Raw genomic sequence first — 22,948 nt, forward strand, 5'->3', positions numbered from 1 at the left:
TTAATTAATCTATTAAGAAGCTTGTAAGTGGGGAAGATGCCATTGCACTCAAGGATTTACTTGCTAGGCCGGACTCGTAAGCCATCCGACCGGAAATAACTGCCAATTTAAATGCCTCAGCCATTTTCGTTGGATTACTGGCTGTAGCAATTGCCGTATTGACCAAAACTGCATCCGCACCCAGCTCCATGGCCAGAGCAGCATCTGATGGCTTTCCGATTCCTGCATCCACAACCACAGGCACTTGACTCTGCTCAATAATAATCTCTAAGAAATCAACAGTCTTCAATCCTTTATTACTCCCTATAGGTGAACCTAAAGGCATAACAACCGCAGTTCCTGCATCTTCCAATCTTTTGCACAAAACCGGATCCGCATGGATATAGGGCATAATGATAAAGCCTTGCTTAGCAAGTGCTTCCGTAGCGATCAAGGTTTCAATGGGATCGGGCATTAAATATCGAGGGTCTGGATGTATTTCCAATTTTATCCAGTTCGTTTCCAAAGCTTCCCGAGCGAGCTGAGCAGCCAAAATTGCTTCCTTAGCATTCCTAGCTCCAGATGTATTGGGTAATAAATCAACCTGTGGCAAACTGATAGAGTTTAATAGATCATCCTCTTGAGATTGATGGTCAATTCTCTTTAAGGCCAAGGTCACAAGCTCCGTTTGTGAAACTAATATCGACTCCTCCATTTGGGATAGACTCCCAAATTTTCCCGTACCTAAAAATAAACGGGATTGAAAGGTTTTATCTCCAATCTTCAACATATTCTTTTTCATAAAATTGATTTATTCGTAATACCACGCTAGGATCTTTCTGGATCAAACTTGAAACAGCAATTCCTTGAATTCCAATGTTATGGAGGATCATAATGTCATTCTCCTGCAAACCCCCAATGGCGAAAATTGGAACTGCTTGAACCTGATCCCGCTTTAATTTATCCATGATTTCCTGATAGCCGGATATCCCTAAAATGGGACTTAGTTTTTGTTTGGTTTCCGTAAATCGGAACGGGCCTAATCCGATATAATCGCATTTCTCAACACAGCGTTGTAGAACATCTGTATAACTGTTGGCTGTACCGCCGATAATTTTATCTTCACCTAATAATAAGCGTGCATTTTCAACTGACTCATCCGTTAGTCCCAAATGAAGTCCATCCGCATTTAATTGTCTGGCCAAATCAACATGGTCATTGACGATGAATGTTGCCTGATAGCTTTGACAAAGCTTCTTGCAAATTTCTGCCAATTGAAATAATTTCAATTCAGAACCTGGATTCTTCCATCGTAATTGAACCCATTTTATTCCAGCATCCAAGGCGATTCTGATATTTTTCTCCTGTTCTTCAATGGTCAATCCATTGGAGATATATTGTATTCTACTGAATTTTTTGTCCATCTGTTTTTTTACTGTTCCAAATACTTGCTTTTCGTTTACAAGCCAAAAAATAATTGCCTGGATCTGCTTGATTCCAAAGGCTACCTAATAATGCAACCCCATCTGAACCTATTTCAAATACACTTTCCATATTCTGATAATCAATACCCCCAAGCCCAATTAAGGCAATAGAATCATTTTTCTTATGCTTGATTTCTGTAAATACAGACTCAAAACGACCATAGCCCGGTTTTGAAATGCTCTGAAATAACGGACTTAAAAAGGCATAATTCCAGACCTTATCCAAGGCATTAAATTCTTGAATGGAATGGGTAGAAGTTGATAGTTGATATTTCCTTTCAAGATCCATATGCTTATTGGCTATTCGGTCAGAGGTATTGAAATGTAATCTTTCTATTTTCAAATCATTCGCCAAATGCCGATGGGAGTGGAGAACCACTCTACCTAAATAAGAAGGATCAATTTGTTCCAAATATTCCAAAGCTTGATCATCAGAAAGCCCATACTTTCTAAAATGAAAATGCTCAAGCCCCTTTTGAAACAAATTGTTCAACATCTGAATTTCATTGGGAATTAAACCATTTGCCGAAATCACAATAATCATAGATAGATTTCTTTTCCGCTTTCAATAAACTCTTTGGATTTCTCTAACATTCCTTCTTCGGTTGCTTCCCTGATTTCTTGTGTAATCTTCATGGAACAGAATTTCGGTCCGCACATCGAACAAAAGTGAGCTACTTTTGCAGCATCAGCAGGCAAGGTTTCATCATGAAACTCGCGTGCAGTATCCGGATCAAGGGATAGATTAAATTGATCTTCCCATCTGAATTCAAATCGCGCTTTACTTAATGCGTTATCACGATATTGTGCCCCCGGATGACCCTTCGCTAGATCTGCTGCATGTGCCGCCAACTTATAGGTAATCACACCATCCTTCACATCTTTTTTATTCGGTAATCCTAAATGTTCCTTTGGCGTCACATAACATAACATGGCACAACCATACCAACCAATCATCGCAGCGCCAATTGCGGAAGTAATATGATCATACCCTGGTGCGATATCAGTAGTCAATGGCCCTAAAGTGTAAAATGGAGCTTCATCACATTCCGCAAGTTGTTTCTCCATGTTTTCTTTTATCATATGCATAGGCACGTGACCTGGCCCTTCAATCATCACTTGCACATCATGTTTCCAAGCTATTTTGGTAAGCTCACCCAATGTTTCCAACTCAGAAAACTGGGCCGCATCATTTGCATCTGCAATGGAACCCGGTCTAAGTCCATCTCCCAAGGAAAAAGCAACATCATATTGCTTCATAATCTGGCAGATCTCCTCAAAATGAGTGTATAAAAAGTTCTCTTTATGATGAAATAAACACCATTTTGCCATAATTGACCCGCCACGAGAAACAATCCCAGTCACACGTTTTGCCGTTAAATGGATGTATCTTAACAAAACACCTGCGTGAATCGTAAAATACGAAACACCCTGTTCGGCTTGCTCAATCAAGGTGTCCTTGAAAATTTCCCAGGTTAAATCCTCCGGAACTCCCTTTACCTTTTCAAGTGCCTGATAAATTGGTACTGTACCAATTGGAACTGGTGAATTTCGGATAATCCATTCCCTCGTCTCATGGATGTTTTTACCAGTTGACAAATCCATAATGGTATCAGCTCCCCATCTGCATGCCCAAACAGCCTTCTCTACTTCCTCTTCAATGCTGGAACTAACGGCACTATTTCCAATATTGGCATTGATCTTCACCAAAAAATTGCGACCAATAATCATGGGCTCACTCTCTGGATGGTTGATATTGTTTGGAATAATAGCCCTGCCGGCAGCAATTTCATCCCTTACAAATTCTGGCGTTATATATTTTGGAGTATTTGCACCAAAACTCTCTCCCAAATGTTGATCTGCCATGCATTTGGTAGCAGCTTGTAACTGTTCTATCTTTTGATTTTCACGAATCGCTACATATTCCATCTCCGCGGTTATAATCCCTTGCTTTGCATAATGTAATTGGGTTACATTTTGTCCTGCTGATGCACGCTTTGGTTTATGGTTATATGAAAAACGTAAATCCGCTAAATTGGGGTCATTCAGTCTTTCTATTCCGTAATCCGAACTAATACCTGATAGTATTTCGACATCAGCACGATCGAGAATCCATTGTTCCCGAATTCTGCTGATTCCCTTGCGGATGTCAATTTCACTTTTTTCGTCCGTGTAGGGCCCTGATGTATCGTAAATGCTGATAGGCGGATTTATCTCCAAACCTCCATTGCTTAATTTTGTTGGATTCAAACTGATTTCTCGCATCGCTACCTGAATAGGATGGATCTTCCCTGGAATAAATACTTTCTTAGAATTGGGAAATGGTTGGGTTGTAATTGTTTGTTCTGTCATGTCTTTAAAATTTCGGGTTTATCCGCCTTGGGTGGCAGTAATGATTAGTATGGAATCGTTGTCATTCAAAAGTTGATCTGACCAGGAATCCTTGGGGATTACCTGATTATTCAAAGCCACAGCAATCCCTTTGGTTTTGCCTTTTAACTCCAAATCCATTAGTTCTTTCAGGTTCAAGGAACCTAAATTGAAATGTTTTGTTTGATGATTAATGATGAGTAGCATTCCTAATTTATTTATAGCATTAATGCTTTAGGAATGGCTACAATAGGTACAGGACGCACCCATGAAGACATTTTACTTTTCCCTACGCTAGTATGATCTAGATCAGGTTATAAGGGTAAAATCTCAGCCTGCAAATATTGCAGACACCCCTAAAGCTTTCGCAAGTTAGTCAATAGATTTAACTAAAAGAAATAATTTTCTTGCTTCATATAATTTATGGTATCCCTTAAGCCTTATTTTGAGGGGCTTTTTTCCTTAAATTCCTTGTAATGTTTTTTCACATAAACATGCAGGTCATAAGTCGTCCAATATTGGGCAACTTCAAAATCGGGTCGATATTCTACCATGAATTTTTCCAATTCTTCAGTGTCCATGGGAATAACATCTGTAATCGTAGATTTATTAAAAATCTGATCCACCTCCATGTTTTTAATCTCTTGTTTCATAAAGGCATCAAACCTTCTCGCATCTCTGCCAGCCTTGCTGAACTTTTCATAAAAATAGGTCACTGTCGGCATCCCAAATGGTAATAACAGATACCAAGGCGGTTCTCCTGAATAATATAACCCACCCTTCACATTGTAATCCTTCTTCATTTGCTCTAATTCCCTGATTTTTGCCGCCTTCGTATTCCCCATAATGACAATCTCCTCAATGACCAGGGCCTTTTTTTGTAGGTATATATCCTTCGTCAATTCACGTGCAAGCACACTTTTCCTAGTCCAATGGGGGTGAACAAATGCAATACTATCCATCGGGTTGGCATCAATGCCAAAAGAACCATCAAAATCTGAACGAATCATTTGCTGGGTTCGTAGATTAATCACATCCACATTTTTTATCAATAGGGTGCTATCTATGGAATAAATAGTACCTGTATATCTTTTCGAAACTTGAGCGAAAGAATAGGAGAGGGTAAAAAATAAAAATAAACAGAAAATGATTGGTTTGTTTGGCATATAAAAGTCCTCCTTTTTTCAATTTTAGGAATCCATTCTAAATTAACAAATAGCAAATAATCAAGCTAATACGATAACTAAATTTAACATTTTAATAATTTTTCCACCCAAACTTTCTCATTACATAATATTTAATTAAAAAAGGTCTCAATAGTTCTTTGGAAAGACTATTTTTGGGAGCATTTAATTATTATCCTTATTCATTTTTAGTATGACCCGTAATGCTAATTTTGCTGTTGTGGCAGCTATATTGTCAATGATTTGTGTTCAGGGAGGAGCTTCTTTTGCCAAACAGTTGTTTCCTGCAATTGGACCCATTGCCACCACGACCTTAAGGATAGGTTTATCTGCTATTCTACTTTATATTATCAACCGTCCTAAGTTGCTTACATTCAGTGGTGAACAATGGCTTTACTGTGCGTTATATGGTGTCGGAATTGCGGTCATGAACCTCGTTTTTTATATGGCGATTCAGCGCATTCCTCTCGGATTAGGTGTAACAATCGAGTTTGTAGGACCATTGTTCCTGGCATTCGCCCTTTCTAAAAAATGGACTGATATTATCTGGGCCGCATTGGCATTGACAGGAATTCTCTTAATTGTGCCTTGGAAAAGTAACGGAGTTGACCCTGTTGGCTTAGGCTTGGCATTACTAGCTGGTTCCTTTTGGGCTGTATATATTATGATGGGGGCTAAATTATCCAAAATTATGGAGGGAAAACAAGCGGTAACAACCGGTATGCTCATCGCTACACTGTTTATTATTCCTTTTTCTATTTATGATGGTGCTATCCTGAATCTAAACTTTTCTCTTTTTTCGAAAGGATTATTGGTAGCTATTCTATCTTCAGCTTTGCCATTTTCATTGGATATGATCGCGTTAGGTAAATTACCTGCTAAAACATTCAGCATCTTGACCAGCCTTCAACCGGCCTTTGCTGCATTATCCGGTTTAATATTCTTGCATGAATACTTGTCTATTTATCAATGGCTTTCCGTTTTCTGCGTCGTTATTGCTAGTATTGGCACCACTATATTTTCTAAAAGGGCAGAACCAAAAAGCAAACCTGTGAAAATAAACCAACAAAATTAGCAGTCGAGTGTTCAATGGGTAGAAAACAACACATAAAAATTATGCCCAAAGATAAAACACCACAATTGAAAAAGCCCGATACTTACGATGCATTGGTTGATAAAGGAATGAGTAAGGAAAAAGCGGCCAGAATTTCAAATGCACAGGCAGCTGGAACGATTGATCATAATTCAAAAAAATTGGAGGAAAGGTCTAAATCTGATTTATTGGCTGAGGCTAAGGAAATAGGTATTAAAGGTCGACATAATATGAATAAGGAGCAATTAATAAAGGCAATTAGAAAAGGTTAATAGCTTTAACCTTCTAAGTTGCTCACTCTGTTTGCGCTATCTAGGGTAGTGATGCAGGTTTCTTTACCTTTCGTGCCGATGATTTGATTGTCCTTTTCTAAGATATTATAGCCCTTGCTTTTTAAGTAATTAATAAGGCTGTTTCTGTGGTCAACTTGGAAATTCGATATAACCTGCGGAAAGGTACTGAAGATACGGTGGTGAAAGTCTTTTCTGTTTTTTCGAATTTGATCGGATTTTACAGTCATCAACATAATCCCACTACCATAATCCGCAAAATAATAACCATCTGCATCAAACATCCCCATGGCAATAATGCCTAGTCGATGTAAATCATCTTGCTTGAAGGCATATTCCGGCGTTCTAAGTCTGTTGATCTTGTTCTGAATGCCATAAGACTTCAGCTTTTTGGCATCCACTAGCAAATTTAAAGGTAGGTCTGATTGTTTATTCGCCCAAGACCATAACCAAGTATTGACAGAATAGGAAAAGCTACCTATAATCTGTAAGGGGAATTCAAATTCATCTCCAAAGGTGATCGTGCCACGAGTTAAATCAGCATCCCATGCCTTGCCTTCAATAAGTTCAGAGAAATCAACTTGTTTCTCAAATCCTAAACCTACGTATCTTTCAAATAATTCGTTTTCGGTTCTTATAGGTTCTATCCGGGTTGTCGTTTCGGTTGTTGGTTTTTCCTTTACTTCAGGTTCTTTTTTAATTGTAGATTTTCCAAATAATCTATTTAAAAATCCCATAATATTATTCTCAATTACTGTTGTTTGTCTTTTCAAAGATTTAAGTTAAGAAAGGATGTGGGAAATCCATAATAAGACTTTTGTAAAGAGGTAAGAAATTCAATTTTCGTAGTGTTATATCTACTGTTTGTTAGCGAAAATACTTCTCGATTGAAAAGTGGTAATATTAATTTCTCCTCAACTAAACGTAAGTTTTAATATAAAATAGGATTATAATGTTCTTTTTATTAAAAATTTGCCAATTTATCCGCTCCTAAACCCTTTTGTAACAGCTAATTTGTTTTTATGGTTTTCAATAATGAATCTAACTTAAAAAATTGAATAACAGTTTCTTATAGAAAAAGTCAAAAAAAAATATTGAAATTCTCAGCATGACTACAATTTCCTTATCCGTAATATAATTTCATTTACGTCCTTATTAGCAATATTAATCTGGGAAGTGTTGGTAATATTGCCTATTTTAGGTCAAATTATTGTACCTGTGAAGCCATTATTGTTCCTGATAGGCATTTTCTTTTTTGTGTCTTGTCATAGTCCGAAACCAAATCCTACAGAATCTCCTAAGAATGTTTATTACGAACAAGCTTATGATTTCTTGGATAAAAATGAAATCGATAGTTCCTTCGTTTACTTTGAAAAGGCTAGGGAAGAGTTTGTTAAAAACAACGATAGCCTTGGTGCTGCTCAGAGCTTAATTAATATGGCCGTTTCCCAATTGGAATATGGCGATTATTATGGCTCCCAAGAAACTTCAACTCAGGCCCTGGAATTCCTTAATCTTAATGATACTTCCCAATATTCTCTCCTGGCAATGGTATATGGGAACCTCAGTACAATCTATGATTACTTAAAAAACCCGAAACAATCGCTGGAAAGCATTCAATTGGCAATTAAATATGCCAAAGATCCTAGTAATAAAAGAGTATATGAAAATAACCTAGCGAATGCCTACCTGAATTATGGCAAACCGAAGGAAGCTGTTGAACTTTTGAAGGATTTATTAAATTCCTCCGAACCTAATTCTAAAGATTATGCCCGCTTTATTACCAATTACGCCAGAGCAAAAACTAAACTAGATTCTAATTATAACCCTCTTCCTGAATTTAGAAAAGGATTATCCATACGTACAAAATTGAATGATCGCATTGGGTTAAACTCTAGTTATACCCATCTCATGAATTATTATAAAAACAGAAATATAGATTCAGCTTTATTCTATTCTCAAATGCTGTTAGATTTAGCAGAAGATATCAAAAACCCAGATGTTCAAATGGATGCTTTAAAGTCCATCCTGAACCTGACCGTCATCGACAAAAATAAAGCCTTACTCAGGAAATATCATCATATTGAAGACTCCGTGGAAATTGCAAGGTTGTCTGCGAAAAATCAATTTGCCCTGATACGCTATGAGGTTGAAAAAAGCAAAACAGATAATCTGAAGTTGAGCAATGAAATCGCTGAGAAACAATATCGTCTGAACCTGACTAGAATTTTCTTGCTTGCCATATTGATTATTGTTGGACTATCTGCTTACTATATCTGGAGTTGGTATAATAGAAAAAAACAACGATTAAAACTGGAAGCAGATAATCGCGTGAAAGAGAGTCAATTAAGGACCTCTAGAAAGGTACATGATGTTGTTGCGAATGGAATATATCGCGTAATGGCTGAACTAGAAAATCGGGATGATATTGATCGGGAAGAATTATTGGACCGTTTAGAAATCATGTATGATAAATCCAGGGATATATCCTATGAAGTCGAAGAAGAGGGAATGAGTGAGGTACCGTTCCACTTGCAAGTCTCTGAATTATTGAAATCCTTCTCAAATGATTGTAGAACTATATTAATTGCGGGAAATGACCAAACTGTTTGGGATTTATTTAATGCTAAACAGAAAGGCGAAATTGAACAGATCTTACAGGAGTTAATGGTCAATATGCGAAAACATTCTGGCGCAAATGAGGTGATTGTCCGCTTTGAATATTCTGGTGAAAATCTAAATATTTTCTACAAGGATGATGGAGTGGGACTCGCAGATTCCATTAAATATGGAAACGGAATTAAGAATACGGAAAACCGTATAAATCTATTGAAGGGTACCCTTACATTTGAGAAAAATAATAATAATGGTTTAGGGATTCATATTTCTATTCCAGCTCAAAATTAGACTTTATGTTTAAGAAAGTATTAATTGCAGAAGACCACGAGGTCGCTAATTTGTCTGTCCATAAAACAGTTCAAGAATTGGGAGTTGAACAAGTTAACTACGTATATTATTGCGATGATGCGCTTACTTGGATAAAAAATGCAATCCGCGAAGGGGAACCTTATGATCTATTGGTCACCGATCTTGTATTTGAGGATGATATTGTGCCCCAGAAAATTTCCCATGGCAAAGATTTAATCAAGGCGGCTAAAGAAATCCAGCCTGAATTGAAAGTTATTGTCTTCTCTTCAATTGATCGGATTAGCTTGATTGAAGATTTATTCCGAAATTATCAAATTGATGGCTATGTCCGTAAAGCAAGACACGATGGACAGCATTTTAAGGATGCAATGAAAGCCGTATCTACGAATAAGATCTATCAGTCCCCTGATATTCGTCTTGCCCTGAGATCCCGAAATTCACATGAATTTACCAATATGGATATTCAGATAATATCTTCCTTATCAAAAGGTATTTTACAAAAGAATATCCCTCAAATTCTGCAGGACCTGAATATCAGACCCTCTGGTTTGAGTAGTATCGAAAAAAGATTAAACCTGATGAAGGAAGTTTTAGGCTTCACGAAAAACGAACAATTAGTATTGTATTGCAAGGATAAAGGATTGATTTAGTGATTTTCATCACAATACGGAAAACCGTAATAAAAGTATAGGTTTTTCAAATATCTTTGAGTTATCAAAACAGACCAATCTTTATTAACCAAAATAAATAGCGGGCCTCAGATTCTTCTGAGGCCTTTTTTTATGGTCTTCCTTGTTAAAAAATGTTAATACATCTTGCTATTTATACAATCGGCATTGGCTTTGCGTTATTAAAGTACAAATAGAGTAAAAAAGTAAAGAGTAAATAATTTCATAATTTAGGTTAATAATTGGTTAGTTAAAAAAACCTGAGCTTCCCCAGCTCAGGTTTTTTACTTTAATAGCTATTCTTTAATATTTATTTCGAAAATTCGGATTATATCCTATTCTCCTAAGTCAAATTAAAATGAACCGCGAATTTTAATAATTCTGCAAAAGATTTGTTTTCTAGTTTTCGACAGATATTCTTCCGATGGGTGGAAACCGTATGGCTGGATAAGAATAGATAATCCGAAATTTCATTGGTTGAATTGCCGTTTGCTAATAATCGGATAATCTCTTTTTCCCTTTTGGTTAATTGAGCATACTTTTTATAATTCGCATTAACATATTCATTCTGGTCCAGCGTTTTTGTGACCCTTTGGATAATTGTATCGATCCCATCAATAGGAGAGGAAAGAATTACTAATTTATTTTCGGCTTGTAACTCCACTAATTTACAGGAGGTAAAACACCATTTATATTTCTGCTGGGCATAAGATTTTACGCGTTGAAAGAAATTGTAGTTCAGGTCAGCATCTGAGTCATTTAAGTATAGTTGTAATCCGGACAAAGCCGCCATTGCTTCTTCCCGAACGAAGAATTCATCATAATATCGCATCCCCATTTGCTGGATTTCCTCGGGATATTTCCCCAGAAAATTAGTGCCCCAATTATTCATATAACTGCAGCCAGCAGGGTTTATTCCCTCCAATTCATGAATCATCAAACTTGCCGGTAAAATTGCCCCTAACTCCGGCGCGGTGTATTCACCTATTCGAAGACCATTTGAGATCTCAAATAATTGCGCATCTAGGTTATTCATAATAATTAATATCTGGTTTGCTTATTAACTATAAATTCACTTACTCTAAAATAAGGAAGAATGTTTAAACACTAAAATTAATTTTCATGTAAAATATCTATTTGTCTAAACCAAGCTAATTTTATGTGAAGATTACGTTAATTTAATACCCTATCTAAAGTTAATAAAATATTATTCCTAAAATAATATTTTATTAACAACCTGAAAACAAGATGATTGATTGTTTGTCGATAAAGTCTATGAAAAAATCAGGTTAAATATATGTATGGTATGATTTTTATATTATTTTTTAATTTCGTAAAGGTTAAACCATTTTGAAGGTTTGAGTTCTAAATAAGAAAATAAGCATATGAATAAGCTCCTACTTTTCCTTATGATGCTGATTAGCACACAATATTCCTTCGGTCAATTGGGGACCGTTAAGAATAATTTCTTTGGTCATTTAGAATTCAATTCTGCAGATGGAAGATATACTGCCACTTTGGAGAAGAATTTTTTTAATGGACTGGAGTTTTCTGATAATGCCCGAAATACAGTTACTTTCGAGAAAAAATATCTTGATCGTCACATGTCAGGAATTTTATCGGATAATGAAATGAAAGTGGATTTTCTAAAGTATTTGGTTCGAAAATATATTCGAGAATCCGGATATCGAGCATCCCATGAAATCGATATTCTTGGTAAAGAAATCTTTGAAGATAACCGAGGAAATAGTGTCGAATCCGGTGTGGATATTTTCGGACATGAATATTACGCTGAGGAAGGAGAAAATGGAAGTATTTCAATAAAAAGAAACTTGGATAAGTCATTGACTTATACCCGAAATAAATTCACAGCAACCTTGAAGAAAGATATTTTTGGAGTATGGGTGTATAATGATAATGAAAGCGGTAAAATAGAATTTAATCAGGCGGCATGGAACAAGATGCTTGAAAGGCATCGGAACGAACGGAGTATCCTATTATTTTTGGTTCGTCAATTATCTGCTTCTAGCCAAAGTGAATATTATTCAGATTATTAAAATAATTAATACTATTACAAAATGAGGTAGGACATCGATATTGATGTCCTTTTTTTGTTGATTTCTACAGCTTGACAAATAGCGTTTTTGGATACCGGATTTGAGAATATTTCATTCAGTGATAGGGAATAAATAGGGGAATAGTTTGGAAATAATTAAGCCTTTTTCCGGACCTTCTTCGGAGCTTCTTCGGACCTCTCGCGGACCTTGTTCGAATTTTTTCGAACAAGGTCCGGAGAAACCGCGGCTGAGATGTGGAGAAACCTTTTATTTGACCTGAATTGTTTCCGTATTATGGTACAATTTACTGCTACTGCGGAAATTAGCTATTGTCGTAAATTTTGCGTATATTTGTACTCATTCAAAAAAGGCCCCTATCTTAATCCGCAGCAAGTCCCGCTAAATAAAAAAAGATATCCCTTTCATTTTTTAACTTAATCAGATTTAATGTCAAGAAACCAACTCACATTCAAGAAAAAAGAGCTAGCAAAAAGAAAACAACAGAAACTTCAGGAGAAACAAGAACGTAGAGAAGTTAATAAATCCAATAACAATAAAGGAAAAGCATTGGAAGAGATGTTTGCCTATGTTGATGAATTTGGAAATATCTCTGATACTCCACCTACACAAACTTATAAGTTTAAACCTGAAGACTTAGAACGTCCTAAAGATCCAGAAGATGAATTCTTATTAGGTCGTGTATCATATTACAATGAAGCAGGTCATTATGGTTTTATTCGTGATAATGAAACGAGAGAGACTGTTTATTTTAATGATACCCTTGCTGGTAAAGTCCTTTCCTTGAATCAAAATGTGAGATACAAATACACTAGAACTAGACAAGGAAATCAAATTTCTGAAGTAGAACTAATATAGTATCAAAATATTATTAGCCTAGAAGGAGTTTTAGGCATAAAAAAAAGGAGCTGAATTCAGCTCCTTTTTTTTATGCTACAGACATCTGTTTGATAACTTTGACATGGGATGAGAACGCCATCCAAAAGGTTCCAAACTCATTGTATTTGATGTTATATTTCTGACAAGTCTCCCGAACTATTTTATTGATCTCGGGATAATGGATATGACTTATTTTGGGAAATAAATGATGTTCAACCTGAAAATTTAATCCTCCTAATAACCAAGTTAAGAATCGGTTATTCGTTGAAAAATTTGCTGTCGACTGAATTTGATGAATCATCCATTCTTCTTCAATTTTGTCAAGATTAGAGGATTTGAATTCAGTTTCCTCAACAACATGTGCCAACTGGAAAACAATCGCTAAACAGATTCCACAAACCGCACCAACGATCAATATACCAATAATGGTTTGAATCCAGCCTACCATCAAGATAGGAACAACAATGAATATAAACGCATGAAGAATCTTGCTAATCCAGAATATTAGTTTTTCCTTCAATGGAAATTCAAAATCAAATTTATTTCTCAATCCGCTCTTTTTTTGCTTGAAGTATTTTTCATAATCCTGATAAAAGATCCATGCGAGGTAAGAAAGTCCGTACAGGAAAATAAAATATAAATGTTGGTACTTATGATGCTTTTTTAATTTTTGCTCATGGTGCAACCTCATAAAATTCACCTCAATATCTGGATCTTCACCATCAATATTGGTGTATGTATGATGCGCGATATTATGCTTTAATTTCCAAAAGAAAATATTCCCACCCAATAGGTTTAAGGAATAGGACATAATACTATTCACTTTCTTGTTTTCAGAAAAGGAATTATGACCTGCATCATGCATAATATTAAAACCAATTGCAGCAAAATTTACCCCAAACAAGATGCATAGGATAATTGAAATACTCCAATGTGGTTGAATGAATACTAAAAGCGTATACAGGGTAATAAAGGATAATAATAGAATACTTGCTTTGATGAATAGTTTTCTATTACCTGTTTTTTTCTGGATTGTACTTTGAAAATAATCGTTGATGTTTTGTTTTAAAGTCTTTGAAAAAAGACTATTTATATTGTTAAACTTTACAGTTGATCTCATTATTGAATAATAAATTTTGATGTTCAAACAAATTCTTGAACAAGAAACATTCGCAAAATTAGCGTTTATTCGTCGATGCTAGATAAATTTGAATGTAAAATCTTTAAAAAATTTTATTGACGAGTGGGAAATCATGATTTAATTAGCTTAAGCTCATCTTTCTAAAATCTTCAATTTCTGATACCGTTTTTATAAGGTCAGGACCTAGCAAGCGATAACCGTTTTCTTCAATTAGGAAATTATCTTCAATCCGGATTCCTGAAAAGTCACGGAAAGATTCAAGGACATCATAATTTATGAATTCTTGATTCTTCTTTTCGGCCTTCCAGATATCGATTAAATCAGGTATAATGTATATACCAGGCTCTATCGTTAGGACATTTCCGGCTTGCAATTCCTTCCCTAGGCGTAAGGATTTGAGTCCGAATGTTTTTTTGTCTTTAGGTTCGAATTCGGTATAGCCCACATATTGTTCACCTAAATCTTCCATGTCATGAACATCAAGCCCCATCATATGGCCCAAACCGCATTGGAAAAACATGGTATGTGCATGGTTGTCGACCGCATCTTCAGCATTTCCACGCATTAATCCTACTGAACTTAGCCCTTCAACCAAGGTTTTAGCCGCCTTCAAATGGATATCCTTAAATTTGACACCAGGCTTTAAGAGATCTCTAGCATCGGTAAATGCTTGTAAGACGATGTAATAAAGGTCTTTTTGACGTTCAGTAAAGGTTGCAGCAACTGGAAATGTACGGGTTAGATCCGCTGCATAACCCATCGGTGTTTCAGCTCCTGAATCATTTAGAATCAGGTCGCCATTCTTTAATATATTTTCTTGAAATTGATTGTGCAAGATCTCCCCATGAACCGTAACAATAGGAGGGTAAGCAAATCTGAAGTTTTGATCAGCAGCAAATTTTTGAATTGCATTGACAATTTCATACTCTTTCATGCCTGGCTTGGCAACCTGCATCGCCAATAAATGCATATCTGTGGAAACTTTTAATGCAGATTCGATTTGTTCAATCTCTTGAGCTTCCTTAATAGATCGTTGGTTTACAACAGCTTTAATTAATTTCTCTGATGGCAATAATTCATCCAGATGCCTGTCCAACAATCTGCTCAATAAGATTTTATTGAAGGATTGATAAGGAGGTAAGAAATGGATCGTACGGTTGTTGAATTTTGCTTTTTGAAGATAGGATTCTAAATCTTTGAAAGGTAATGTTTCTGTAACCCCCGATTTCAGACTTTTCTCCTTCAAGGTTTCTTGTCTGCCCATCCATACCAAGGCATCCGTATCTAATTCATCCCCAAAAATTATTTCTCTTTGCTCATCAATATCAATTATTGCGGCAATATTCGGAGCTTTAATCCCAAAATAATATAAGTAACTGCTATCTTGTCTAAATGGATAAGTATTGTGTTCAAAATTGATAGGATTTTCAATATTACCTAATAATAAGATTACACCATTCGATACCTCATTTCTTAAGTTTTTCCTTCGATTTTGATAGGTTTCTGCTGAAAACATTGCTTGTAAAATTTTTATACGAATTTAAATAAATATTTATTAGGGCTGAGGATTCAGGAAATAATTTTTAATTTAGAAATAATCATAAACCTAATTCTAGCTATCCAAAGTATACCTAGAATTCCTATCTTTTTCATTTATGAACAGAAGAAATTTCTTAAAAAATTCAAGTTTATTGGGACTTGGAGTATTTGCTAGTCAATTTCCAGTTTGGGGAAGGAGTATTTTTTCCTGGGATGCAGCTGTTCACAATATTCCTATTGAGAAAGGATATAGCAAGGAATGGATAAAATCTTTGTATGGTCGGGGTGAGAAAATCCAATATAAAAAGAGCTTAAATGAGTTTAAATATATAGGCATGCCTGTTGGTGGTTTGCATTCGGGTACCGTTTATATTTCTGGGGATGGTCGTTTATGGTTGTGGCAAGTTTTTAATACCTCTTATGATGGTTTAAATGAAGGGGTCGAGAATAAGGTGGTTTTGTGGGACAATGGTCGGGAAATGCAAAGGGTTAGACCCAGAGATGGGGCAGCATTTGTGGAGCCCGCACTTTCAGATAACCTAAGGATTTTGGAACAAGGCTTTTTGGTTTCGGTAAAGCGGAATGGTAAAGTTCTGCAGAAGGTCTTGGAAGCCAATCAATGGGATGAGGTGATCTTTGAACCTAGCTACCCAACCTGCAAAGTACTATATAGCAGTGCGTCCTTTCCTGTGGATGTTGAATTGACCGCCTTTTCACCGTTTATTCCTTTGGATGAAGATAACTCTTCCTTGCCCTTAACAACCTTTCATATTGAAATAAAAAATAAGAATTCCGAGTCATTGGAAGTTGAGGTGATCGGCTGGTTTGAAAATGGCGTACATAAGGGAAGGAAGGATTTTGATGCTGTCAAAAAGCTGGCTTCCGTCAAAGAAAGCAATGGTTCCAATCGACATGTTTATTTTGAATGCGATTCGGTCCCTACGGAGTTTCAAAAAGCTACTGACCATGGTAACATGGCATTTATGGCTCATGATGGGCATGCAAAAATAATTTGCAATCTTGAATCTTGGCCGGTACAGGCTGAAAATCTGCAAGGTTCGGATCAACGATCCCTTGTAGATTTCAAGGATTTGCAGATTTCCAGTATCAGTTCCAAGGGGAAAGTGGAAGGTAATGGCAAAAAGGATTTTCAATTTTCTGTTGCTTGGTACTTCAATAATCCACATCCAAAATTACAGGAGCATCTCAAGGATGCGAAGGAAGGCTATTGGTATGGGAAGCGGTTTAAAGATGCGTCAGAGGTTTTGAATTATTATGCAGCACATCTGGAGGAGTTGGATCGTCAAACGATGAAATGGGTTCAGACCTGGAATGATTCCACCTTACCATATTGGTTTTTAGACCGAACCTTTGTGAATATAGGCAGCTTGGCAACAGCCAATACCATGCGTTTTGGAACAGGGAGGTTTTGGGGCTGGGAAGGTGTCGGCGCTTGTGCAGGAACCTGTACCCATGTTTGGCAATACGGACAGGCCATGGGGAGAATATTCCCAGGCTTAGAACGGAACCTTCGGGAGACTACTGATTATGGCGTAGGCTTTAATGCCAATTCAGGAGCTATTATCTTTCGGGCGGAATATGAATCCAGGCCAGCGATAGATGGTCAGGCAGGTGTTATTTTAAGAACTTATCGCGATCATCAAACCAGTAAGGACGATACTTTTTTAAAGAAGAACTGGCCATCCATAAAAAAGGCAAGTCAATTTATTTTGAATCAGGATAAAAATGGGGATGGAATGACTGATACCCCGATGGAGAATACCTTGGACGCTGTCTGGGAAGGGGAGATTGCTTGGATCGTAGGCTTGAGTTTAGCCGCCATAAAAGCAGCCGAGAAAATGGCCAATGAGGTTGGAGATCTTGAATTTGAGAAGAAATGTGCCAGCTATTTTTCAAAAGGTTCAAAAAATATGGACAGTCAACTGTTTAATGGAGAATATTATATCCATAGACCGAATAAGGAATTTGGAAGAAAGAAATTAGGGTCATACAATACCTGCCATATTGATCAGGTTTACGGGCAGGCCTGGACGTTTCAATTAGGATTGCCTAGGGTGAATGATAAAGCGAAAACATTATCGGCATTACAGGCTTTGTGGAAATATAATTATGCTCCAGATGTTGGCCCGTATATTAAAACACATTTACAAGGTCGACCATATGCGATTGCCGGAGATGCTGGAATGGTGATGAATACCAATCCAAAAAATGAAAAACATGCCTATGGGGAGAATGAAACTTGGCAATTGGGATATTTTCATGAGTGCATGACAGGATTCGAGCATCAGGTAGCGGCACATATGATGGCTGAAGGGATGATTGATGAGAGTATGATCTTAACTCGAAAGATTCATGAACGGTATCACGCCTCCAAGCGAAATCCTTTTAATGAAATTGAATGTAGTGATCATTATGCTAGAGCAATGGCTAGCTATGGAACTTTTATCAATGCTTGTGGCTTTACCTACCATGGTCCGAAGAAACAGATAGGTTTTCACCCTAAAATAAATCCGGAAAACTTTAAGGCTGCTTTTACCGCTGCAGATGGATGGGGGAGTTATACACAGAAAATTTCATCAAATAACCGGCTAGAAGCGATTATTGACTTGGCGAATGGAAATCTGGAAATCGCGGAATTAACATTGCCAAACTTGAAAGAATCAACTGTTAAGAGCAAAGTCACAGCAAAAATTGGAAATAGTTCCGTGTCAATTAAAAATACTGAAAGCAAAAATGATGTAATAATAATAGTTTTTGATAGCCCTATTGTCCTCTCGGAAAACAAGGAACTTTTAATTTCTATTTCTTAGAAAAATTCGAGCTGTGGATAATTGAAAGTGAAAGAAAAAGCTTAGCAAAGGCAGCAAGATTGAATCTGATCCAATCAGCTGCCTTCTATGATATTTAAAGGCTATTTCTAGCCAGTGCTATGCAAAGTTCTTGCTCAACTCCTTAGCTGTATCAATTCCTCCTTGATACAGAAATGGATATTCAAGCGTGTGTAAAAACCTGAATTTTATTTCCTCGTTTTCAATGATTAAAATATTCTGAGTCTTCGCACATTTTATGATTAAACGATGCTCATCTCTATAAATTGAATAGGAAAAAAACTCATTACTTTCAGTTCTTACAGCATGGTATAAAGTCCAAACCTGATTAATGTTAGATAGCTTAACATTTTGGTTTAGCCAAAAGTTAAAATCGGTGGTTTCCATTGCGTTAGTGTGATAAACTAAAGTAGCTATAATCGCGCTGAATTCACTACGGTTTACCGTAAACGAACACATATTTTACACAACTTACCGATTATAGATAGCGGTTTTTTTTTGTTTTATCGAATGTCGATTAATCCCGATTTTTTTACTCAACATCCTGAGTCTTAATTGTGTTTACAAATTCCTTTGGCGTCAGGTTATACGCTTTGATAAAAGCTTTGCTGAAATAAGAGGCTGAACTAAAACCTACCATAAAACAAACTTCATTAATGCGATAATCTCCTTCCAGTAATAAGCTGCATGCCTTCTTGAGTCGGTAGGTTCGGACATAATCTCCTGGGGAATGACCTGAGATTGCCTTTAATTTGCGTTGGAAATTTGAACGGCTAAGACCAAGAACCTGAGTAAGAGATTCCACATTGAATTGATCATCCGCTAAATTCTTCTCAATTTCTTCATTGATGCACTTTAAAAATGCCTCATCACTTTTGTTTGTCACAAGGGATGAATAGGAGGCTAATGGATTGTTATTGAAGATTTCTAAGATATTCTTTCGGTTTCGCAGCAAACTGCTGATCTGTGCCCGAAGAAAGTTAATGGAGAATGGCTTTTCAATGAATACATCTGCTCCAGTCATTAAACCTTTGATCTTTGTTGAATTTTCAATCTTTGCCGATAATAATATAATGGGTATATGGGAGTAATTCAGATTGCTTTTAATGATTTCTGATAAATTGATCCCATCAATTTCAGGCATCATAATATCTGAAATGATTAATGAATAACTATTTTTTTCGAGCCTTTCTAAGGCTACCCTACCATTTTCAGCGATATCAACTTTGTAATCATCGTGTAGAGATTGTCCAATGAAAGTTGTTATTTCAGGGTTATCATCCACTAATAAGATTTTCTGTAAACCTACTGAATCCTTATGTTCCAATTCGAGTTCCTCCAATTCGCTCGCCTCCAAGGTTATTTCCGGAAGTTTAGGGTAATTTGTAAAACTAAATACAAAGCTGGTGCCTTTGGGCTGGAGGTCAAATACATCTATTTTTCCTGCTATCTGGTTGCTGAAATGCCTTACTAAAAATAAACCTATTCCAGTTCCTGAATGGCCCTTGTTTGAATTTACCTGATAGAAAGGGTCAAATATTAAGCTTTTAAATTCCTTGGGTATGCCTTTACCATCATCACTTACACTGATAAAATAACTCTGATCCGGATTGATACCCAGCTTCAGTTCTATTTTTTTATCCGCAAACTTAATAGCATTGCTTAATAGATTGCTGATGATTTTGTTTAAGGCCTCTATATCAGACTCTACAATTATTTCATTTTTCAAAGGTAGTTGTAGATCAAGTTTTAATTTCTTGCTTTGCGCTGATTTCTTAAAGCGCTCATAAATTTCCAATAAAAAGCTGTTGAGGTTAATGCTTTCAGGGTTAATCTGTAAGCGACCTTCTTCCATCTTTCGGAAATCTAATAATTGATTGATAAGGATATGTAATCGTTCGCAATTTTTCTCGATGATATGCAGATTATTACGAATGTCCGTGCTGATATTATCCTTATGTAGGATTTCTTCCAATGGAGCACTGATTAAGCTTACTGGCGTTCTAATTTCATGCGCCACATTCGTAAAGAATTCGATTTTTGATGAATATGATTTTTGTTCTTGTTCCAATTTAAAATTGGCAAGTTGCCTATTGTGTTTGGCTTTATTTGCCTTTGCATAATAATAGAACAACAGCAGTATACCAGTAACAAATAGTAGGAGGTAAATTACTTTTGCGGGCACACTTAACCAAAATGGTGGTAAGATTTCGATTTCAATGCTGATGCCTTCTTGATTCCAGAGCTTATCATTATTACTGGCCTTAACACGGAAAGTGTATTTTCCATAAGGGAGATTGACATAAGAAACCGATTGCCTGTTTCCAGCAGCCGTCCAGTTTTCATCAGCACCTACGAGCATATAGGCATACTGATTTTCAGAAGGCGAGAGAAAACTCAAACTGACAAAGGAAATACTAAATGAAGACTGGTTGTATTGGAGTTGAATTAATTGGCCCGTATTGATTTTCTCTTGAATTTCTTGGTCGAATTCAGAGCTTGAGTTATTTAATAGTTGAAGCCCCGTAAAAGCCACATTGGGTTGGGTTTTATTTTTTGCTTTTTGAAAAGTCTGTGGATAAAAACTACTAAAGCCATTTATTCCGCCAAAATAGAATTTTCCATCCCTGCTTTTGAAGGAGGATTTAAAATTGAATTGATTGCTTTGTAAGCCATTATTAACAGTATATAATTCATATTCTGCTGGACGATCGGGATGGAAATGGATAATTCCTTTATTGCTACTTAACCATAAATTGCCTTCAGGATCATCCAATACCCCATAGATAACATTGTTGGGGAGACCATTTTTCTGAGAAATATTGATGAAGGAATCATTTTCTTTCTGATAGATGAAAATACCTTTTCCCTCACTGCTGAAAATAAGCCTATTTTGACTGTCAATATAGATGCTGGTTAATTTACTCGAGGATATAGGTTCATTGGGTCTGATTTTACTATAATGTATCCACTTTTTTGTTTTCTGATCAAATTTAATAGGTCCGGCTTCATAAGATGCCAGCCATATATTGCCATCAGAATCTTCCTTGATATCATAAATAAACTCATGGATGCCTTCGATGCGGTCAAAGGCATTCTTCTCGGGGTTAAAGATGCTTAAGCCAGCTGGCGTACCTACATAAATTTTTCCTGCCTTTGACTTATACAATGAAAAGATACAATCATCATTGATGCTATTTTTGTTGGATGCCTGATGTCTGAAATTTAGTAGGGTTTTCGAATTTAAGTCATATACATCAAGACCTCTTGAGAAAGTTCCTATCCAGAGTTTATTCTGGTCTAATAATAAGGCGTGTGTATTGTGGTAGGATGTTTTTATGGGTTGGCTAATCGTTCCATTCTCTAAGTCGAAATAATTTATTCCGCCATCTTCCGTAGCAATCCACATATTTCCCTTGCTGTCCTCCGTAATTTGACTAACAGCTTTTCCAGATAGAAAACCCCTGATAATATCGGAATAAAAGGTTTCAATTTGTAGGAGGGAGGTGTTTAAATAATTGACTCCTCCAAAATATGTTCCAATCCAAATACTATTTTCTTTATCTCTGGCAATTGAATAGACATTTTGATCACTGAGGCTATATTTGAATTGCGGGATATCTACCCGGCTTTGTTTCTTAGATTTTATATTAAAAAGGTAAAGGCCATCGTCTGATCCAATCAGGAGTTGGTTTTCATCATATTCAAAAATTGAACGGATATGGGAGACAAAAGCAATGGAGGATTTATCCATGTATCTTTCTTGAACGCCCAACTGTTTATTAAATCTTATCAGACCAATTCCCCAGGTTCCTAACCATAAATCCCCCTGCTTATCCTCGCCAATGGAAAGAATTTCATATTCAGGGTTATCAGAAGAGTTAAAAAGGTTTGGTACGGCCTGAAATTTCCCTAGGCTGGAATTATATTTTAACAAGCCTAACCTTGTTCCAGCCCAGATTGCCCCTGATTGATCTTGGAATATCGCCCAAGTGGCATTTTGACCTAAGTTTCCGTTTTCAATATCCAGATGAATAAGCTTGTTTTCCTTCGGAAAATATTGGAATATTCCCTGGTTCATACTTCCAATCCACAGGCTTCCATCCTTTGCAATTTTCAAAGTATTGATGGCGGAGTGCAGCTTCAGGTTTTGGTTGGTTTTGAGGTCTAGAAAATAAAAAGCCTCTTTGGTTTTATCCATGATATAAAGACCATGGTCAGTCCCAACATATAGGGAGTTAGAATCTTTTTCAGCCAAGCTCCGAACAAAATTATTCCCTAAACTGTTTTTATCCTGGTGTTGTTTTTGAAAGACCCGGAAAGAATTCCCATCGTACCTGTTTAATCCATCTTTAGTGCCAAACCACATAAATCCAGTTTGATCTTGCAGAATACAATACACGCTATTCTCTGAAAGACCATCTGCAACTTGCAATTTTTTGAAATGCATATTCGAGGGTCTTTGTCCC

General features: G+C 36.4%; 19 protein-coding genes and 1 riboswitch. Of the genes, 7 read left to right on the top strand and 12 right to left on the bottom strand.

Going from position 1 to position 22,948, the window contains the following annotated elements; genetic code table 11:
• Window positions 1-4 precede the first annotated feature (4 nt).
• From PZ892_RS06020 to PZ892_RS06045, 6 genes are all read right to left on the bottom strand, one after another.
• A complete protein-coding gene (locus PZ892_RS06020; protein WP_277712448.1) occupies window positions 5-781 on the bottom strand; it encodes a thiazole synthase in 777 nt (258 codons plus the stop codon).
• Window positions 750-1,403, bottom strand: a complete 654-nt coding sequence (gene thiE, locus PZ892_RS06025) for a thiamine phosphate synthase (protein WP_277712449.1) — start codon at window positions 1,401-1,403, stop codon at window positions 750-752. The genes PZ892_RS06020 and thiE overlap by 32 nt, the downstream gene beginning before the upstream one ends.
• Complete coding sequence (locus tag PZ892_RS06030; protein WP_277712450.1) at window positions 1,384-2,007, bottom strand: thiamine phosphate synthase; 624 nt, start codon at window positions 2,005-2,007, stop codon at window positions 1,384-1,386. The genes thiE and PZ892_RS06030 overlap by 20 nt, the downstream gene beginning before the upstream one ends.
• On the bottom strand, window positions 2,004-3,815 hold the full coding sequence (thiC, locus tag PZ892_RS06035) for a phosphomethylpyrimidine synthase ThiC (RefSeq protein ID WP_277712452.1): 1,812 nt from the start codon (window positions 3,813-3,815) through the stop codon (window positions 2,004-2,006). The genes PZ892_RS06030 and thiC overlap by 4 nt, the downstream gene beginning before the upstream one ends.
• 18 nt (window positions 3,816-3,833) lie before the next feature.
• The gene (gene thiS / locus PZ892_RS06040) at window positions 3,834-4,040 is read right to left on the bottom strand and encodes a sulfur carrier protein ThiS (protein ID WP_094256896.1); all 207 of its coding nucleotides are present in this window, start codon (window positions 4,038-4,040) and stop codon (window positions 3,834-3,836) included.
• Window positions 4,041-4,102: 62 nt separating this feature from the next.
• Window positions 4,103-4,201, bottom strand: a riboswitch (TPP riboswitch).
• Between the two features lie 72 nt (window positions 4,202-4,273).
• Complete coding sequence (locus PZ892_RS06045; protein ID WP_182498921.1) at window positions 4,274-4,999, bottom strand: hypothetical protein; 726 nt, start codon at window positions 4,997-4,999, stop codon at window positions 4,274-4,276.
• A gap of 211 nt (window positions 5,000-5,210) precedes the next feature.
• Here PZ892_RS06045 and PZ892_RS06050 point away from each other — a divergent pair, with 211 nt between their 5' ends.
• Window positions 5,211-6,092, top strand: a complete 882-nt coding sequence (locus PZ892_RS06050) for a DMT family transporter (RefSeq protein ID WP_277712454.1) — start codon at window positions 5,211-5,213, stop codon at window positions 6,090-6,092.
• Window positions 6,093-6,133: 41 nt separating this feature from the next.
• The gene (locus PZ892_RS06055) at window positions 6,134-6,382 is read left to right on the top strand and encodes a Rho termination factor N-terminal domain-containing protein (RefSeq protein WP_094257176.1); all 249 of its coding nucleotides are present in this window, start codon (window positions 6,134-6,136) and stop codon (window positions 6,380-6,382) included.
• 5 nt (window positions 6,383-6,387) lie between these two features.
• On the opposite strand, the gene PZ892_RS06060 is transcribed toward PZ892_RS06055, so the two are convergent.
• The gene (locus PZ892_RS06060; RefSeq protein ID WP_141202078.1) at window positions 6,388-7,173 is read right to left on the bottom strand and encodes a DUF6882 domain-containing protein; all 786 of its coding nucleotides are present in this window, start codon (window positions 7,171-7,173) and stop codon (window positions 6,388-6,390) included.
• A gap of 445 nt (window positions 7,174-7,618) precedes the next feature.
• Here PZ892_RS06060 and PZ892_RS06065 point away from each other — a divergent pair, with 445 nt between their 5' ends.
• Together PZ892_RS06065 and PZ892_RS06070 are read left to right on the top strand one after the other, a co-directional pair.
• Entirely contained in the window at window positions 7,619-9,307 is a 1,689-nt protein-coding gene (locus PZ892_RS06065) for an ATP-binding protein (RefSeq protein WP_277712455.1), read from the top strand.
• 5 nt (window positions 9,308-9,312) lie between these two features.
• Window positions 9,313-9,978, top strand: a complete 666-nt coding sequence (locus tag PZ892_RS06070; protein ID WP_094256901.1) for a response regulator — start codon at window positions 9,313-9,315, stop codon at window positions 9,976-9,978.
• Window positions 9,979-10,339: 361 nt separating this feature from the next.
• Here the strand turns inward: PZ892_RS06070 and PZ892_RS06075 are convergent, their stop codons facing one another.
• Entirely contained in the window at window positions 10,340-11,032 is a 693-nt protein-coding gene (locus PZ892_RS06075) for a helix-turn-helix transcriptional regulator (protein ID WP_277712456.1), read from the bottom strand.
• A 349-nt stretch (window positions 11,033-11,381) separates the two neighbouring features.
• On the opposite strand from PZ892_RS06075, the gene PZ892_RS06080 reads away from it, so the two are divergent.
• Together PZ892_RS06080 and PZ892_RS06085 are read left to right on the top strand one after the other, a co-directional pair.
• A complete protein-coding gene (locus PZ892_RS06080; RefSeq protein ID WP_277712457.1) occupies window positions 11,382-12,053 on the top strand; it encodes a hypothetical protein in 672 nt (223 codons plus the stop codon).
• A 447-nt stretch (window positions 12,054-12,500) separates the two neighbouring features.
• Window positions 12,501-12,929 (top strand): cold-shock protein, encoded by a 429-nt coding sequence (locus tag PZ892_RS06085; protein ID WP_229678276.1) that lies wholly within the window; start codon window positions 12,501-12,503, stop codon window positions 12,927-12,929.
• 70 nt (window positions 12,930-12,999) lie between these two features.
• Here the strand turns inward: PZ892_RS06085 and PZ892_RS06090 are convergent, their stop codons facing one another.
• Both PZ892_RS06090 and PZ892_RS06095 read right to left on the bottom strand, forming a co-directional pair.
• Window positions 13,000-14,070: an acyl-CoA desaturase gene (locus PZ892_RS06090; RefSeq protein WP_094256904.1), complete on the bottom strand. Its 1,071-nt coding sequence runs from the start codon at window positions 14,068-14,070 to the stop codon at window positions 13,000-13,002.
• A gap of 142 nt (window positions 14,071-14,212) precedes the next feature.
• The gene (locus PZ892_RS06095; protein ID WP_277712461.1) at window positions 14,213-15,607 is read right to left on the bottom strand and encodes an aminopeptidase P family protein; all 1,395 of its coding nucleotides are present in this window, start codon (window positions 15,605-15,607) and stop codon (window positions 14,213-14,215) included.
• Window positions 15,608-15,746: 139 nt separating this feature from the next.
• Between PZ892_RS06095 and PZ892_RS06100 the strand changes: the two genes are divergently transcribed.
• Complete coding sequence (locus PZ892_RS06100; protein ID WP_277712463.1) at window positions 15,747-18,461, top strand: GH116 family glycosyl hydrolase; 2,715 nt, start codon at window positions 15,747-15,749, stop codon at window positions 18,459-18,461.
• Window positions 18,462-18,578: 117 nt separating this feature from the next.
• Here PZ892_RS06100 and PZ892_RS06105 read toward each other — a convergent pair whose 3' ends face one another.
• Window positions 18,579-18,938, bottom strand: coding sequence for a hypothetical protein (locus PZ892_RS06105; RefSeq protein ID WP_141202080.1), 360 nt, complete (start codon window positions 18,936-18,938; stop codon window positions 18,579-18,581).
• Window positions 18,939-19,011: 73 nt separating this feature from the next.
• Entirely contained in the window at window positions 19,012-22,929 is a 3,918-nt protein-coding gene (locus PZ892_RS06110; protein ID WP_277712464.1) for a hybrid sensor histidine kinase/response regulator transcription factor, read from the bottom strand.
• Window positions 22,930-22,948 lie beyond the last annotated feature (19 nt).

The organism is Sphingobacterium sp. WM (genome assembly GCF_029542465.1).
In the GTDB taxonomy this organism is placed as follows: Bacteria; Bacteroidota; Bacteroidia; order Sphingobacteriales; family Sphingobacteriaceae; genus Sphingobacterium; species Sphingobacterium cellulitidis.